We start from the raw sequence: 13,619 nt of genomic DNA, 5'->3' as shown, positions 1-13,619 counted from the left end.
TACATAGAAGCTGTTAGCTCTGGTTGCGCCCGGGTTTTCGGGAATGAAGTTTAATAACAGAGTGTGTCGGCTGTTAGTTGTGCGTGCAGTTGATTTTCTGTTGCCTTGAATTCGGGGTGGTAGTTCCCTGCTGTACTTTTGCGCAGTTACTTTGCGGGGGTAAAGGTTAGGAGTTGGTCGCGGTAATACTCGTACTGTTTACGCCGAGCTTCGATTTCTGCCGGTAAACCAGAAGAAAGATCATTTACCAAAGCATCAAACTTGTCCAAAACTGCAACAATCCGTTCCTGCTCTGAGAGAGGGGGTAGCGGAAATTTATAATCCATGATTGCTTTCTTGTTCCCACGCGGCATTTTCGCCCCTTTGGCAAACCGACTGTCATATTCAAAAAAATTCTCGGAAGCTAGAACATGGTACAGAAATTTTGAAATTATCTCTTTTTGCTTTTCACCTTTAATTGTAATTACTAAAACATCGCCACTGGCGCCCCCAGTTAAATCGCTGTGCCAAATTTTTCGTAAATACGGCCGAATATTACCTATAAGAACGTCACCAGGTTGAAATCTAGACAATTTTGCGGTGTTTGGTGCGTAGTCTGACAATTTTTTGCCCCGTTTATTGGCTATCAAATTATCAACACCAACATACGAACTCTTATTAGTTAAAGAGGATGGAATCTTTTCCGATGAATAACTTGCTATATCTTTCAGGGATACAAATCGAACTGCGCTTCCTAGACGATTGGTGAGGTTCTTCAAGTTGAGAAGCGAGTCGCGGTAGTACTCGTACTGCTTGCGACGAGCTTCTAGCTCCGCCTCTAATTCGGATTCAAGGTCTGTTTCTAGCTGAGTATAAGAATCTAGAATCCGTACGATTTCATCTTGTACTTCCAGCGGTGGCACTGGGAGTTTCATATCTTTCACTACGCTCCAATGCCGGTTATAGCCCCTATTTGTAATATCTAGGTTCTTCATGGCGTAGTAATAGTATTTAGGATTGCCGGGTATCTTTACTTGCAGAGGAACCAAACCGTCTGCGCCCTGTACAAATGAACCCTCCCACCATTTTACGGTTCTAGTATGGTCGCCAAATAAAATCCACTTTGCTGGAGGATTTGCTATTGACAAATCAGAACTGTAAGCAGCAATTAGTTCTTGTCCTTGATCAATAACTTCTATTAGTCCAGATTCTTCATATTTAGACCTGGGTAACTTTCCCTTACTACGAACCTTCTCGAGCACATTTGAAACTTCGTGGTACTCAACACCATCGGGGCAGTGGTGGGAAATTAGGTCTGCTATGTGGCTCATGCGGGTACCTCGGTGTTTGGGGTGCTGCTGACGCTTTTGGGGATTAGTGTTTGCGCTGTTGCAGCTTGCAAGATGAACCTCCCGATAATCGCGGCCTCGCCCTCTATCGTACAAAGTTACTAACCATCTAACGATAGACCTGGCGCCGGTGATCTACACCGATTACTAGGACGACTAGCTCGGCGTCTTCCAAGTAGCAGATAATCCGCCAGTCACCCACACGATATCGCCACAGACCAGATAAGTTACCGGTTAGTGGCTTTCCCAGCTGTCGTGGATTATCTAGCTCCGCAATTTGCCGGAGTTTACGGACAATTCTTTTTGCGGTGGGTTTATCTATTTTGCCCAGGGTGCGTTCGACACCCTTATCGAACTTAATCTCCCAAGCCAAGGTGGTCTTCTAACTGGTCAATCGATACCGTTTCTAACCTGCCTGCGCGGTAATCCTCAACCTTTTTAAGGAGCCCGTACTGGTATTCGAGCTGCGCGATTGATTCTTCGAGTGCCTCCGTGACGTAATAGGTTCGGCTACGTCCGGTAGCTTTAGCCAGATTGTCATAACGTTCTACTAAATCCACCGGCAGTCTGACCGCTGTCGGCGCAGTAGTAGCTGTTTTACCCATGGACACTCTTTCTGACTAGATATTTGTAAACTTTGTATACATTGTACTACAGATATACATTTAGTAGCGCGGGGAAAAGTTTTATCCGAGTAGGCTAGGTGGGCGTAAATCTAAAAAGACGCAGTCTTTTTAGATTTTGGGCAGGAGGAAAAACTTTTCTCCGCGCATACGGACGCTATTTCCTCGCGTTTTGTATGTCCAGATAAAGGTTTTTCTACCAGGAACGGGATTGGCTAATCCCCGCTGGAGTCGGCTAGGAAAAGTTTGATTGATAGCGGCTCCAGGAACACATCGTCACCGGCGAGGTTGAACGGGGGAGCTTCCGCTTCTGGTTCGCAAACCGCAGAATCCCAAATTTCTTGATAGGCGGTTCCTCGTCCCGGAGCTAAGCGCACATGCTTAGGATCGAGCGTCCCATTGAAAACCGCCAGCAAATCCTGATCCCCGTAGGGGCGTCCCGAACGGAGCATCTGGAAGACTCGGCTGGCCGGATCATGCCAGGCTCGATCGCCCATCAGCAGCCCCACCTGGTTATACCAGGAAAGATCCGGGATGCTATCTCCCGGATGACGCTGGCCGCTCAAGTAGTTTTTAGGCCGGAAAACCGGGTGTTCGCGCCGCAAAGCAATCAGCTTTCGCACTGCCACATAAAAGTCTTTTTGCCAATCCACCAGTTCCCAGTTCAGCCAGGTAGTTTCATTGTCTTGGCAATAGGCGTTATTGTTTCCGCCTTGGGTACGGGCAAACTCGTCACCAGCCAAAATCATCGGGCTACCCGCAGAAATAAATATGGTGGTAAACAGGTTAAGCGCGGACCGCACCCGGGCATTTAGCAGTTCTGCCAGTGGAGAGTCGCCATCTAAAGCCAGTTCCTTTTCAATACCGAGTTGGAATGCGCGCCCTTCACTGCCGTGATTCCAAGACAGGTTATTGGGGGATCCGTCCCGGTTATTTTCCAGGTTCTCCTCGTTATGTTTATGGTCGAAGCTAACCAAATCCCCCAGGGTGAAGCCGTCGTGAGCGGTTACGAAGTTAATCGAACAGCGGGGAGGGCGCACGGCCGGGACATCCCCAACCCCATACATGTCTTGGGAACCAGAAAGCCGGGAAGCCAGTTCAAAGGGGGGAGCACCTCGAGATTCTCCCCGCGACTGGGCGCGCCCATCGGCAATCCAAAAGCCGCGGACAGTGTCGCGATAGCGATCATTCCAAGTAGAGAACGGCAACGGAAAATCACTGGTACGCCAACCGTCAGGCCCGACATCCCAAGGCTCGGCGATCATTTTCTTATTCCGCAAAACCGGATCATCTAGGCAGGCCTGGAAGAAAGGATGGAAACGAGTGAAATGTTCCTTGCCTCTCCCGCAGGTAACGCCGAGGTCAAAACGGAAGCCGTCGACTCCTACATCGCCTGCCCAATACCGTAAAGAATCCATGATCATTTGGATTACTCGCGGATGGGCAGTATCTAAAGTATTGCCGCAACCGGAATAATCGATATTGCCACCTTGGGAATCCAGACGATAATACATAGCGTTATCGAGGGCGCGCCAAGAAAGTGCCTGACCGTCGCCTCCGCCCTCGCAAGTATGGTTATAAACTACGTCTAGCAGCAGTTCGATGCCGTTTTGGTGCAGGATCGAAACCATGCCGCGGAACTCATCCAATACTGCCATTGGCCCGAGCATACGGGCATTCTTAGTGGCATAGGAGGGCTCGGGAGCGAAATAGGACAGGGTAGAGTACCCCCAATAGTTACTTAAACCTCGCTCGTTTAGGAACGCTTCCGAAAGTTTCGCGTGTACCGGCAATAGTTCGACTGCAGTGATCCCTAAATCTTTTAAGTAGGCGATAGTAGCCGGGTGTGCCAGTCCCGCATAGGTTCCACGGAGCTCTTCGGGCACTCCGGGCAGTTGCTTGGTAAGCCCTTTGACATGTGCCTCGTAAATAACGGTACTCTCCCAAGGAGTGGCCGGGCCGGGCGCTACGTCAAACTCTTTACCGGTGACCACTCCGCGCACGGTATAGGGAGCCGAGTTGGTGGGGTCTAGCTCGAAAGGATGTAACGGATAGAGCTGATCATCGGTTTTGTGGGCGTACGTTTGACTGCAAAGCTGTACGTTTCCACTGATAGCGCGAGCATAGGGGTCGAGGGCGAGTTTATAGGGATTAAATACATGCCCGCGTTCCGGATTCCAAGCCCCCCAGGTGCGTAGACCATAGTAGGTGCCGGCCAATACCCCGGAAACATGGCCGTGCCAGATACCATCCACCGGGCCTAAGAGGCGATAACGAGTTTCGGGAGCGGTTGGTTCCGCGGAAGTAAAAAAACAGATTTCCACTGCCGAGGCATTCGGGGCTACCACCGCGATATCCACCCCGTTGCCTTCTAGGTGTACCCCCAGGCGGGTCGGATCAGCGGCACCGTCATGCACATAGGGGCTGGACGGCCTAAAAAAGTCGTCTATTACTCGTCTTGACACGTAGCCAATCCTATCGGCTGGGGTTCGATAGAGCTATTCCGCTAGTTGGCTGGGTTATAGGGAGATGGTTATTTTCCTCCCTTAGCTAAGGGGTAGGGCTTCTCACTTTTTCACTGGGAAAGCTTGTGGCAAGGTAGAAGTATGAGGATTGTCGTAACTGTAAAACATGTACCCAACCCGCAATCGGAGCGGCGAATCGAAAACGGTCACGTAGTGCGCGGAGAAGAAGATACTCTGAACGACCTGGACGAAAACGCCATCGAGGCGGCGCTCAGCGCGAAAGCGGCAGTACCGGAAGCCGAAATGATTGCCCTAACTATGGGGCCGGAAGGGGCAAAGAAAGCCCTGCTGCGTGCCCTCCAAATGGGGGCAGACCGGGCATATCACCTGTGCGATCCGGCTTTAGCGGGTTCGGATGTAACCGTGACCGCCCGGGTGTTAGCGCGGGCAATCCAAAAAATCGAGGACGTAGATTTGGTGATTTGCGGAACCTCCTCCCTCGATGGGATGACCTCGATGCTACCGGGAGCTTTGGCAGCTACCCTGCAGTTACCGGTGATCACCGATGCCTCCCAGGTGGATTTCAGCGCCGACAGCGTGGAAGCCACCAGTTATCAGGTAAGTACGGCTCTGACTTTACGGGCAGAATATCCCCTGGTGCTTTCGGTAAATGACGAAGCTAACCGGCCACACTATCCCGGGTTTAAAGAAATGTTGGCGGCGAAGAAGAAACCGGTAGAGCAATGGGACTTGGCGCAGCTAGAGCTTAGCCCTAAAGAAGTAGGGGCAGCTGATTCTGGCACAGAAGTATTGGATGCCCAGCTTTATAGCCAAGAAAAGAACCAGGGAACGATTGTTACCGACTCGGCGAACGCTGGCGAAGCACTAGCCGAATACCTGGTCGAATCCGGATTTGCGCAGAAGAAGTAGGAGGAAATCGTGAGCGAAAAAATAGCAAAAGACGTCCTGGTTTTTGCCCACCCGGATGCGGCTCGGCCACAACATCTATCGGTAGCGGCCGCGCGCCTGATTACTTTGGCGCGCGAAATCACCAGTGGCAAGGTAGTCGCGCTCGCGCCCTCCTCTATTTCTCCCCACCATTTTTCCCAGGTCGGGGTAGCGGCAGTGCGCTATTTTGATCCGGAAGAAACCGGAACCTGGCAAGTCGGGGCAATCCTGGCCGACCTGGTGGTTTCCGCGGTTCGTACCGGAGATTTTGGGGCGGTGCTGCTGCCTTCCACCTCCTGGGGGCGTGACGGAGCTGCCCAGAGCGCCATCGTTTTAGGTTCCGGAGCCAGCGTGGACGTCACCAGTCTGAAAGTGGCTGACGGGAAATTGGTTGCCGGTAAATCGGTACTCGATGGCACCTGGGAAACCAGCTATTACATTCGCCGGGGTATCCCGATTGTCGCCATGCGCACTACTGCCCTTTCTGCGGTACCGGCAGCCGAAGCCGGCGAAGTAGAGACCGAGAATCTGCCGGTTCAGCTACGCGACTCCACTAAACGGATCCAAGTAGTCTCTAGGGAAGATACCGGATCTTCACACGCGGGACTGACCGAAGCGCCAGTAGTGGTATGTGCCGGACGCGGCGTTAATGGCGATTTTGAGCCGGCCGAACAGCTAGCCGAGGTACTCGGAGGCTCCGTCGGTGCCACTCGCGTGGCCTGCGAGCAAGGCTGGATTGACCGTGCCGCTCAAATCGGACAATCCGGGATAAGCATTGCCCCCAACCTTTATATCGGGATGGGCATTTCCGGGGACCACCACCATGTGTGCGGGATTCGCGGTGCCAAGAAAATCGTGGCCATCTGTGATGATCCGGAGGCGCGGATCTTTGAAATGGCAGACTTTGGGGTAGTTGGAGACCTATTCACCGTAGTCCCGGATGCCCTCTCTAGAATCAAACCGCTGGACGCATAGTGCAGCTAACCTACCTCGATAACGCGGCCTCCGAGCCGCTGCACCCCGAAGCGTTAGCGGCTATGAATGAGGCAGCGGCGACGCTTTCCGGGATCGGCGCTAACCCGTCTTCTGCACATGCGGCTGGACGTAAAGCGGCCGCGCTATTAGAAACTGCGCGTGCCCAGGTAGCGAGGGCGTTGGGAGCCGAACCGGCAGAAGTTATTTTCACCGGGGGTGGCACAGATTCTTGTGCTCTTGCCTTGCGCGGCCTGGCTAGGTCAGCGTGCCGCCAAGATCCCCGCCGCAGCCAAGTGGTAATCAGCCAGGTAGAGCATGATGCGGTTGGGCTTAATGCTCGCGACTTACAAGGCGCCGGCTTCCAGGTGCAAGTGCTGCCGGTAGATGGCGGCGGGGTAGTCGATCTAGAAGCCGTATCCGCCCTGGATACCACTCAAATAGCAGCGGTGTCTGTGATGAGCGTGTGCAACGAGAACGGGGTGGTGCAGCCAGTTTCCCAGCTGTGCCACTTGCTGCGCGAAAAAGCAGCAGCAGATACGCGGGCGCAGCAAGGAGATAGTTCGGCGTCTAAGAAAAATGCCGGGAGCGGACAGGCTAGCCGGTTTGCTATCCACACTGACGCGATAGCCGCCGCCGGGCGCCAAGAAATAAACTTTGCTAAATCGCCCGTAGATGCCCTTTCTCTCGCCTGTCACAAAGTGGGCGGCCCGGCAGCACTGGGGGTATTGTTGGCGCGCCGGGAAGTAAACATTGCTAGTGACCGGCTGGGAGGTGGCCAAGAGCGGGCGCTCAGAGCTGGTACTCAAGATGTGATCGCCGCTGCAGGGGCAGCGGTCGCTATCGAAGCTGCCCAGCAAGAACTAGCAGAAACTACCCGGCGCCACCAGCAGTTACGAGAAAAACTACTGCAAGGAGCGCTAGCAATACCGGGAGTAAAACTAGCTAGCGACGCCCCGGCAGTACCCGGCATTGTCCAGTTTATGCTGCAAGGTGCGGAGGCAGAAGGGCTGCTATTTGCCCTGGATCAGGCGGGAATCTGTGCTTCTGCCGGGTCAGCTTGCCACACCGGGGTAGCCCGCCCCTCCCCGGTGCTATTAGCGCAAGGCTACAGCGAAAAGGACGCCCTCGGATCTTTACGGATATCCTTCGGCTGGTCCACCCGGGAACATGACGTAGATCGGTTATTGCAGGCACTACCGCAAGCCTTAAGTGCCTCCCGGAAACTAGCAGAGCGGGAGAGGAAATAAATGAAAGTATTAGCAGCGCTTTCTGGTGGAGTAGATTCCGCGGTCGCCGCCGCCCTTGCAGTCGAGGCCGGACACGACGTTACCGCCGTACATATGGCGCTAAGCGCTAACCAAACCCAAAACCGTTGCGGCTCGCGCGGATGCTGCACGGTAGAAGACGCCTCCGATGCCCGCCTGGCTGCCTCTATGCTGGGGATACCGTTTTACGTGTGGGATATGGCGGAAACCTTTGAGGAAACCGTAGTAGAAGATTTCCTAAATGAATACCGCCGAGGACGCACCCCCAACCCCTGTGTACGCTGCAATGAATTCGTAAAATTTAGGGAACTCGCTACCCGCGCCGATGCCCTGGGATTCGATGCCGTCTGTACCGGGCATTACGCGCGCGTGTTGAACGAACCCACTGGAGTAGAACTACACCGCGCCAAATGTTTCGAAAAAGACCAATCCTACGTATTAGCGGTAATGGGGCGGGAAGCTCTCGAGAAAGTGATATTCCCGCTAGGGGAGTATGAATCGAAAAGCCAGGTGCGCGCAGAAGCCGAGCAGCGCGGCCTGCCTATGTCGGCCAAACCAGATTCCTACGATATTTGTTTTATCGCTGATGGGGACACTCGCGGATTTTTACGTTCCCACCTGGGCAGTAAAGCCGGAAAAATCGTGGACACAGAGGGTAAGGAGGTGGGAACCCACTCGGGCGCCTATCAATACACTATCGGGCAACGCAAAGGACTAAACCTAGGTCGGCCGGCTGCCGACGGTCGTCCCCGCTACGTCCTCGGTACCGATATGAAAACCAATACGGTAGTAGTTGGCGCCAGTGAACTACTGAGCGTAGATGCAATCACCGCCACCGATGCGGTGTTACTGACCGAGCCAGATGATCCGGCACTATCCGGGCAGGCAGAAGTAACTTTGCAGTATCGCGCCCACGGTAGCGAAGTAGCGGCGAAAGTGTACCTAGAGGCAGACGGCACCTTGCGGGCACAGCTGCTAAACCCCACCCGCGCGGTCGCCTCCGGGCAATCCCTAGTGGTCTATGCCGGGGATCGCGTAATCTGTGAGGCAACTATCGAAGAGGCGTTTCGGCAGGAAAACGGGCAGTAGCCAATTCTGGGACTGGAAAGCGCGGTGCTCCTTAGGTTAATATATTCAAGCCAGCGCGAGTGGCGGAATTGGTAGACGCGCTAGATTTAGGTTCTAGTGTCTTACGACGTGCGGGTTCAAGTCCCGCCTCGCGTACCAGCTATAGCAGCTCTGACCAGCTTAAATAAAATGGTAGAGTTAAAAATAATACTGCGCTTCGGCGTTAGTATCTCTACGTTTAACTATTTAAGAGGGAGTGTCCATGTCAGAGTTAACCGCAGGTCAAAAGGCTCCAGATTTCACCTTGCCCACTGATCAAGGCTCGGAAGTCAGTTTGCAAGGACTCTTGGAAGAATCCGAAAAAGGGGCAGTTATTTATTTCTATCCCAAGGCTTCCACCCCGGGATGCACCACTGAAGCCTGCGATTTCCGCGACTCTTTGAACTCGCTAAAGTCAGCTGGATACGCAGTGGTAGGAATCAGCCCCGATAAAATGCCGGCCCTAGAAAAGTTTCGCGACAAGCAAGAACTAAACTTTCCCTTAGCCTCTGATCCAGAACGGGAAGTAATGAGCGCCTGGGGTGCCTACGGGGAAAAGAACTCCTACGGTCGCCTGGTAAAAGGAGTAATCCGCACCACCGTAGTAGTAGGCAAAGACGGAAAAGTGGTGTTAGCGAAATATCGGGTACGCGCCAAAGGGCATGTGGCGCGATTGCGCAAAGAACTGGGAATCGATTAGTGGTACGCCACCGGGGACTCGAACCCCGAACCCTCTGATTAAGAGTCAGATGCTCTAGCCAGTTGAGCTAGTGGCGCAGGTAAAAGTCAAAACGACTTTCGTACGCCACCGGGGACTCGAACCCCGAACCCTCTGATTAAGAGTCAGATGCTCTAGCCAGTTGAGCTAGTGGCGCATCGCTGCTAAACGCAACGAATAAACTCTAACCCGCCAGGTGCGTCCTCGCGAAACCAATACCGGCATTGGGAGCAGTTTCACACGTGGAAGAAACAAAGTTGGTGCCAAGCTAAACTGGGGGACATGGCGCCAGCGAATGATTTTGTTCATCTTCATGTTCACACTGACTATTCCATGTTGGATGGTGCCGCCCGGATCGGAAAACTAGTGGAGCGGGCGGTAGAAATCGGCCAACCAGCCGTAGCTATTACCGATCACGGATACCTGTTCGGTGCATACGAGTTTTATAAAGCCGCCACCGACGCTGGCATTAAACCTATAGTTGGCCTCGAAGCCTATATAACCCCCGGTACCTCCCGCTTTGATCAGACCCGGCAGCGTTGGGGAGAAGAAAGCCAGCGGGCAGATGACGTATCGGCACGCGGCGCCTACACCCATATGACGCTACTTTCGCGCACTACCGAGGGGATGCACAACCTGTTTCGTCTAGGCTCGCTCGCCTCCATCGATGGACAGATGCAAAAATGGCCGCGTGCCGACCGAGACCTGCTGGAACGGTATTCCACCGGACTGATTGGCACTAGCGGATGCCCCTCGGGAGAAATCCAAACCCGGCTGCGCCTAGGGCAATGGGAAGAAGCCAAAAAAGCCGCTGGGGAACTACAAGACATTTTCGGTAAAGGAAACTTCTTTATCGAACTGATGGATCATGGACTGCGAATCGAACGGCGGGTGCGCAGCGAGCTACTTAAACTGGCAAAAGTTATCGATGCCCCCCTGGTAGCAACCAACGACTCCCACTACGTCCTCGAAAGCGACCAACCCACCCAAGATGCTCTGCTGTGTATTAACTCGGGTTCGCGTCTAAATGATGCTGACCGTTTCCGATTCGAAGGATCCGGATATTACCTGAAAACGGCAGAGCAAATGCGGGAGCTCTTCTCCGAATTCCCTGAAGCCTGCGATAACACCCTGAAAATCGCAGAAATGTGCGAAGTACATTTCAAAACCACCGCCGAGGGCGCCGACTATATGCCCCAGTTCGAAGTACCGGCCGGAGAGGACACCACCAGCTGGTTCGTAAAAGAAGTCCAACGCGGGCTGCACCGACGTTACCCGCAAGGCATACCCGAAAAATCCCAAAAACAAGCTGACTACGAATGCGGAATCATCACCCAGATGGGATTCCCTGGATATTTCCTGGTAGTAGCCGACTATATTAACTGGGCGAAAGCGCAAGGAATCCGGGTAGGGCCAGGCCGCGGATCGGGAGCCGGATCCATCGTGGCCTACGCGATGGGGATAACCGAACTCGACCCCCTCGAACACGGGTTAATGTTCGAACGTTTCCTCAACCCCGAGCGGGTGTCCATGCCCGATATCGACGTAGACTTCGATGAGCGCCGGCGCGGAGAAGTCATCGATTACGTGACCGAAAAATACGGGAAAGACCGGGTCGCACAGGTAGTCACCTACGGCAAAATCAAAGCCAAACAGGCCTTAAAAGACTCCTGCCGGATCATGGATAAACCCTATGCGCTAGGTGACCAGCTCACCAAGAAAATGCCCCCCGCGATTATGGGTAAAGATATCCCGCTCTCGGGAATCTACGATGAAAAGCATCCCCGCTACGGGGAAGCCAGCGAATTTCGCCAATATGTTTCCGATAACGCAGGCGAAGTAAAACCAGTTATCAAAATGGCGCAAGGCCTAGAGGGCATCACCCGCCAATGGGGAGTGCATGCCTGCGCGGTGATCATGTCCAGTCATGATTTAACCGATATCGTGCCGATGATGAAACGCCTGGCGGACGGGGCAATCATCACCCAATTCGACTATCCCACCTGCGAAACCCTGGGACTGTTGAAAATGGACTTCCTGGGGCTGCGTAACCTGACCGTCATCTCGGACGCCCTCGACAATATCGTGGCCAACGGGAAAGAACCTCTAGATTTAGAGCAAGTACCCCTGGATAACCGCCCCACTTATGAGCTGCTTTCCCGGGCAGAAACCCTGGGGGTATTCCAGCTGGATTCTGCGGGGATGCGGTCGCTGATGCGGCTGATGAAACCCACCGAGTTCTCCGATATTTCCGCGGTCGGCGCCCTCTATCGGCCTGGCCCTATGGGGGCAAACTCCCACACCAACTATGCTTTGCGAAAAAATGGGCGCCAAGAAATCGAGCCTATTCATCCCGCCCTCTCCGAGGCTCTCGCCGATATTTTGGACGAAACCTACGGCCTGATCGTCTACCAGGAACAGGTAATGGCAATCGCCCAAAAGGTTGCCGGCTATTCCCTGGGGCAAGCAGATATTTTGCGCCGCGCCATGGGTAAGAAAAAGAAAAAGGAGATGGATAAACAGTATTCGCGTTTCCATGATGGAATGATCGAACGCGGATACCCCGAGGACGCGGTCAGTAAACTATGGGAAATCCTGGTGCCATTCTCCTCCTATGCGTTCAATAAATCGCACTCTGCAGCCTACGGGTTAGTTTCCTATTGGACGGCGTATCTAAAAGCCAACTATCCCACCGAATATATGGCGGCACTGCTGACCTCCACCAAAGATAATAAAGATAAACTAGCCCTGTACCTGCGGGAATGTCGCCGCATGAATATTGCGGTACTTCCGCCGGACGTGAATGCCTCCGCCTCAGATTTCACTGCGGTTGGCGAGTCTATCCGTTTCGGCCTATCGGCGGTGCGCAACGTCGGAATAAACGTGGTAGCTGAAATCGTCAAAACCCGTAAAGAAAAAGGCGACTACACTTCCTTCCATGACTTCCTGGACAAAGTACCCATCGAGGTATGCAACAAGCGGGTAGTCGAATCCTTGATTAAAGCCGGAGCTTTCGATTCCTTAGGGCACGCTCGCCGCCCCCTCGAAGCCATCCATATCGAGGCCGTAGACTCCGTAATCGACGTGAAACGAAACGCCGCTATGGGGCAAGAAGACCTCTTCGGGATGATGGATGCCGATGAAGGAGTAACTTTCACCGTGCAAATCCCCGATCTTCCCGAATGGGATAAACAACAAAAACTAAAATTTGAACGCGACATGTTGGGGCTTTATGTTTCTGACCATCCCCTACAGGGGATGGAGACCATCCTTGCCCACAATAGCGACACTGAAATCGTAGATCTTTCTACCGAAGATGGGGTACGGGATGGCCAACAGATTCAAATATGTGGCCTGATCACTGCGGTGCAAAGTAAAACCACTAAGCGAGACGGGAACCTGTGGGCGATCGCCACTATCGAAGATATTTCTGGTTCCACCGATGTGCTCTTTTTCCCGCAAACCTACCAGAAGTACTCTCAAGATTTGGTGACGGATGAAATCGTGAGTGTACGCGGGCGGGTGCGGATTCGTGACGAAGAAGCTTCCCTCTATGCGCAAGAAATGACGCTGCCCGATATTAGCCAAGTCTCCAACGGTCCATTAAATATCTATATCGCCGCCAATCGCCTTACCGAGGAGGTAGCGGAGCAATTGCGAGACATCCTGGGTTCTAGTCCGGGACAAAGTGAAGTTCGGATGCATCTGCGGGGTCCCAAGGGTATAACCATCGTGCAGCTGGGTGATGATTTGCGGGTGAATCGCGGATCCGGTTTGGCAGGGCAGCTAAAAACCCTACTCGGCCTGCACTGCCTAGAAAAGCGCAAATAACTTCCTTACACCACCGGGCAAGCCGTTCCGTGTGACGCCAGCGCTATCCCACCGTACGGGTCGGGCCGTAAAAGCGCTCGGGGGACCCCGGTGATTCTCGCTTCGCTCGACTCAAGCCCCCTCTCGCATCTTTTACGGCTCGACCCTTGTGTGCGGGGGAGAAGTTTTTCCTACGGTTCCCGCGCGGAGCCTGGGTTTTCCTCGCTTCCGCCCCTGCACGCTCAGTACGTGCCTTGCGGGAATCCCGCACCAGCTGTACTCCTTGCGTGGGGGAGAAGTTTTATCCGAGCAGGCTAGGTGGGCGCAAAATTTGGAAAACGCCGCCACGTTTTCCAAATTTTTGGGCAGGAGGAAAAACT

General features: G+C 53.5%; 10 protein-coding genes and 3 tRNA genes. 7 read left to right on the top strand and 6 right to left on the bottom strand.

The window, feature by feature from the left end; genetic code table 11:
- Window positions 1-146: 146 nt before the first annotated feature.
- From E6072_RS06430 to glgX, 4 genes are all read right to left on the bottom strand, one after another.
- Window positions 147-1,310: a restriction endonuclease subunit S gene (locus E6072_RS06430; RefSeq protein WP_316694547.1), complete on the bottom strand. Its 1,164-nt coding sequence runs from the start codon at window positions 1,308-1,310 to the stop codon at window positions 147-149.
- Window positions 1,311-1,437: 127 nt separating this feature from the next.
- On the bottom strand, window positions 1,438-1,701 hold the full coding sequence (locus E6072_RS06425) for a type II toxin-antitoxin system RelE/ParE family toxin (RefSeq protein WP_316694545.1): 264 nt from the start codon (window positions 1,699-1,701) through the stop codon (window positions 1,438-1,440).
- The gene (locus E6072_RS06420; protein WP_122820204.1) at window positions 1,685-1,933 is read right to left on the bottom strand and encodes a ribbon-helix-helix protein, CopG family; all 249 of its coding nucleotides are present in this window, start codon (window positions 1,931-1,933) and stop codon (window positions 1,685-1,687) included. Before E6072_RS06420 ends, E6072_RS06425 begins: the two co-directional genes overlap by 17 nt.
- Before the next feature lie 233 nt (window positions 1,934-2,166).
- Window positions 2,167-4,416 (bottom strand): glycogen debranching protein GlgX, encoded by a 2,250-nt coding sequence (glgX, locus tag E6072_RS06415; RefSeq protein ID WP_316694543.1) that lies wholly within the window; start codon window positions 4,414-4,416, stop codon window positions 2,167-2,169.
- A gap of 141 nt (window positions 4,417-4,557) precedes the next feature.
- Between glgX and E6072_RS06410 the strand changes: the two genes are divergently transcribed.
- From E6072_RS06410 to E6072_RS06385, 6 genes are all read left to right on the top strand, one after another.
- Entirely contained in the window at window positions 4,558-5,346 is a 789-nt protein-coding gene (locus tag E6072_RS06410) for an electron transfer flavoprotein subunit beta/FixA family protein (protein ID WP_316694542.1), read from the top strand.
- A gap of 9 nt (window positions 5,347-5,355) precedes the next feature.
- Entirely contained in the window at window positions 5,356-6,339 is a 984-nt protein-coding gene (locus tag E6072_RS06405) for an electron transfer flavoprotein subunit alpha/FixB family protein (protein WP_316694541.1), read from the top strand.
- Window positions 6,339-7,586: an aminotransferase class V-fold PLP-dependent enzyme gene (locus E6072_RS06400; protein WP_316694540.1), complete on the top strand. Its 1,248-nt coding sequence runs from the start codon at window positions 6,339-6,341 to the stop codon at window positions 7,584-7,586. The genes E6072_RS06405 and E6072_RS06400 overlap by 1 nt, the downstream gene beginning before the upstream one ends.
- Complete coding sequence (gene mnmA / locus E6072_RS06395) at window positions 7,587-8,693, top strand: tRNA 2-thiouridine(34) synthase MnmA (RefSeq protein ID WP_316694539.1); 1,107 nt, start codon at window positions 7,587-7,589, stop codon at window positions 8,691-8,693. It begins immediately after the preceding gene.
- 53 nt (window positions 8,694-8,746) lie between these two features.
- Window positions 8,747-8,831: transfer RNA gene (locus E6072_RS06390), tRNA-Leu, on the top strand.
- A 103-nt stretch (window positions 8,832-8,934) separates the two neighbouring features.
- Entirely contained in the window at window positions 8,935-9,411 is a 477-nt protein-coding gene (locus tag E6072_RS06385) for a peroxiredoxin (protein WP_316694537.1), read from the top strand.
- On the opposite strand, the gene E6072_RS06380 is transcribed toward E6072_RS06385, so the two are convergent.
- Both E6072_RS06380 and E6072_RS06375 read right to left on the bottom strand, forming a co-directional pair.
- Window positions 9,412-9,488, bottom strand: a tRNA-Lys gene (locus E6072_RS06380).
- 24 nt (window positions 9,489-9,512) lie between these two features.
- Window positions 9,513-9,586: transfer RNA gene (locus tag E6072_RS06375), tRNA-Lys, on the bottom strand.
- Between the two features lie 125 nt (window positions 9,587-9,711).
- Here E6072_RS06375 and dnaE point away from each other — a divergent pair.
- On the top strand, window positions 9,712-13,260 hold the full coding sequence (gene dnaE / locus E6072_RS06370; protein ID WP_316694536.1) for a DNA polymerase III subunit alpha: 3,549 nt from the start codon (window positions 9,712-9,714) through the stop codon (window positions 13,258-13,260).
- The last annotated feature ends 359 nt before the right edge of the window (window positions 13,261-13,619 follow it).

The organism is Varibaculum cambriense (assembly GCF_032557235.1).
In the GTDB taxonomy this organism is placed as follows: domain Bacteria; phylum Actinomycetota; class Actinomycetes; order Actinomycetales; family Actinomycetaceae; genus Varibaculum; species Varibaculum cambriense_C.
The sequence above is the reverse complement of the archived record's forward strand: the minus strand, read 5'-3'. Positions and strand labels throughout refer to the sequence as shown.

Coding starts and splice junctions, on each gene's coding strand:
- mnmA (WP_316694539.1), top strand. CDS start 7,587: ATGAAAGTATTAGCAGCGCTTTCTGGTGGAGTAGATTCCGCGGTCGCC.
- E6072_RS06420 (WP_122820204.1), bottom strand. CDS start 1,933: ATGGGTAAAACAGCTACTACTGCGCCGACAGCGGTCAGACTGCCGGTG.
- E6072_RS06430 (WP_316694547.1), bottom strand. CDS start 1,310: ATGAGCCACATAGCAGACCTAATTTCCCACCACTGCCCCGATGGTGTT.
- E6072_RS06385 (WP_316694537.1), top strand. CDS start 8,935: ATGTCAGAGTTAACCGCAGGTCAAAAGGCTCCAGATTTCACCTTGCCC.
- dnaE (WP_316694536.1), top strand. CDS start 9,712: ATGGCGCCAGCGAATGATTTTGTTCATCTTCATGTTCACACTGACTAT.
- E6072_RS06410 (WP_316694542.1), top strand. CDS start 4,558: ATGAGGATTGTCGTAACTGTAAAACATGTACCCAACCCGCAATCGGAG.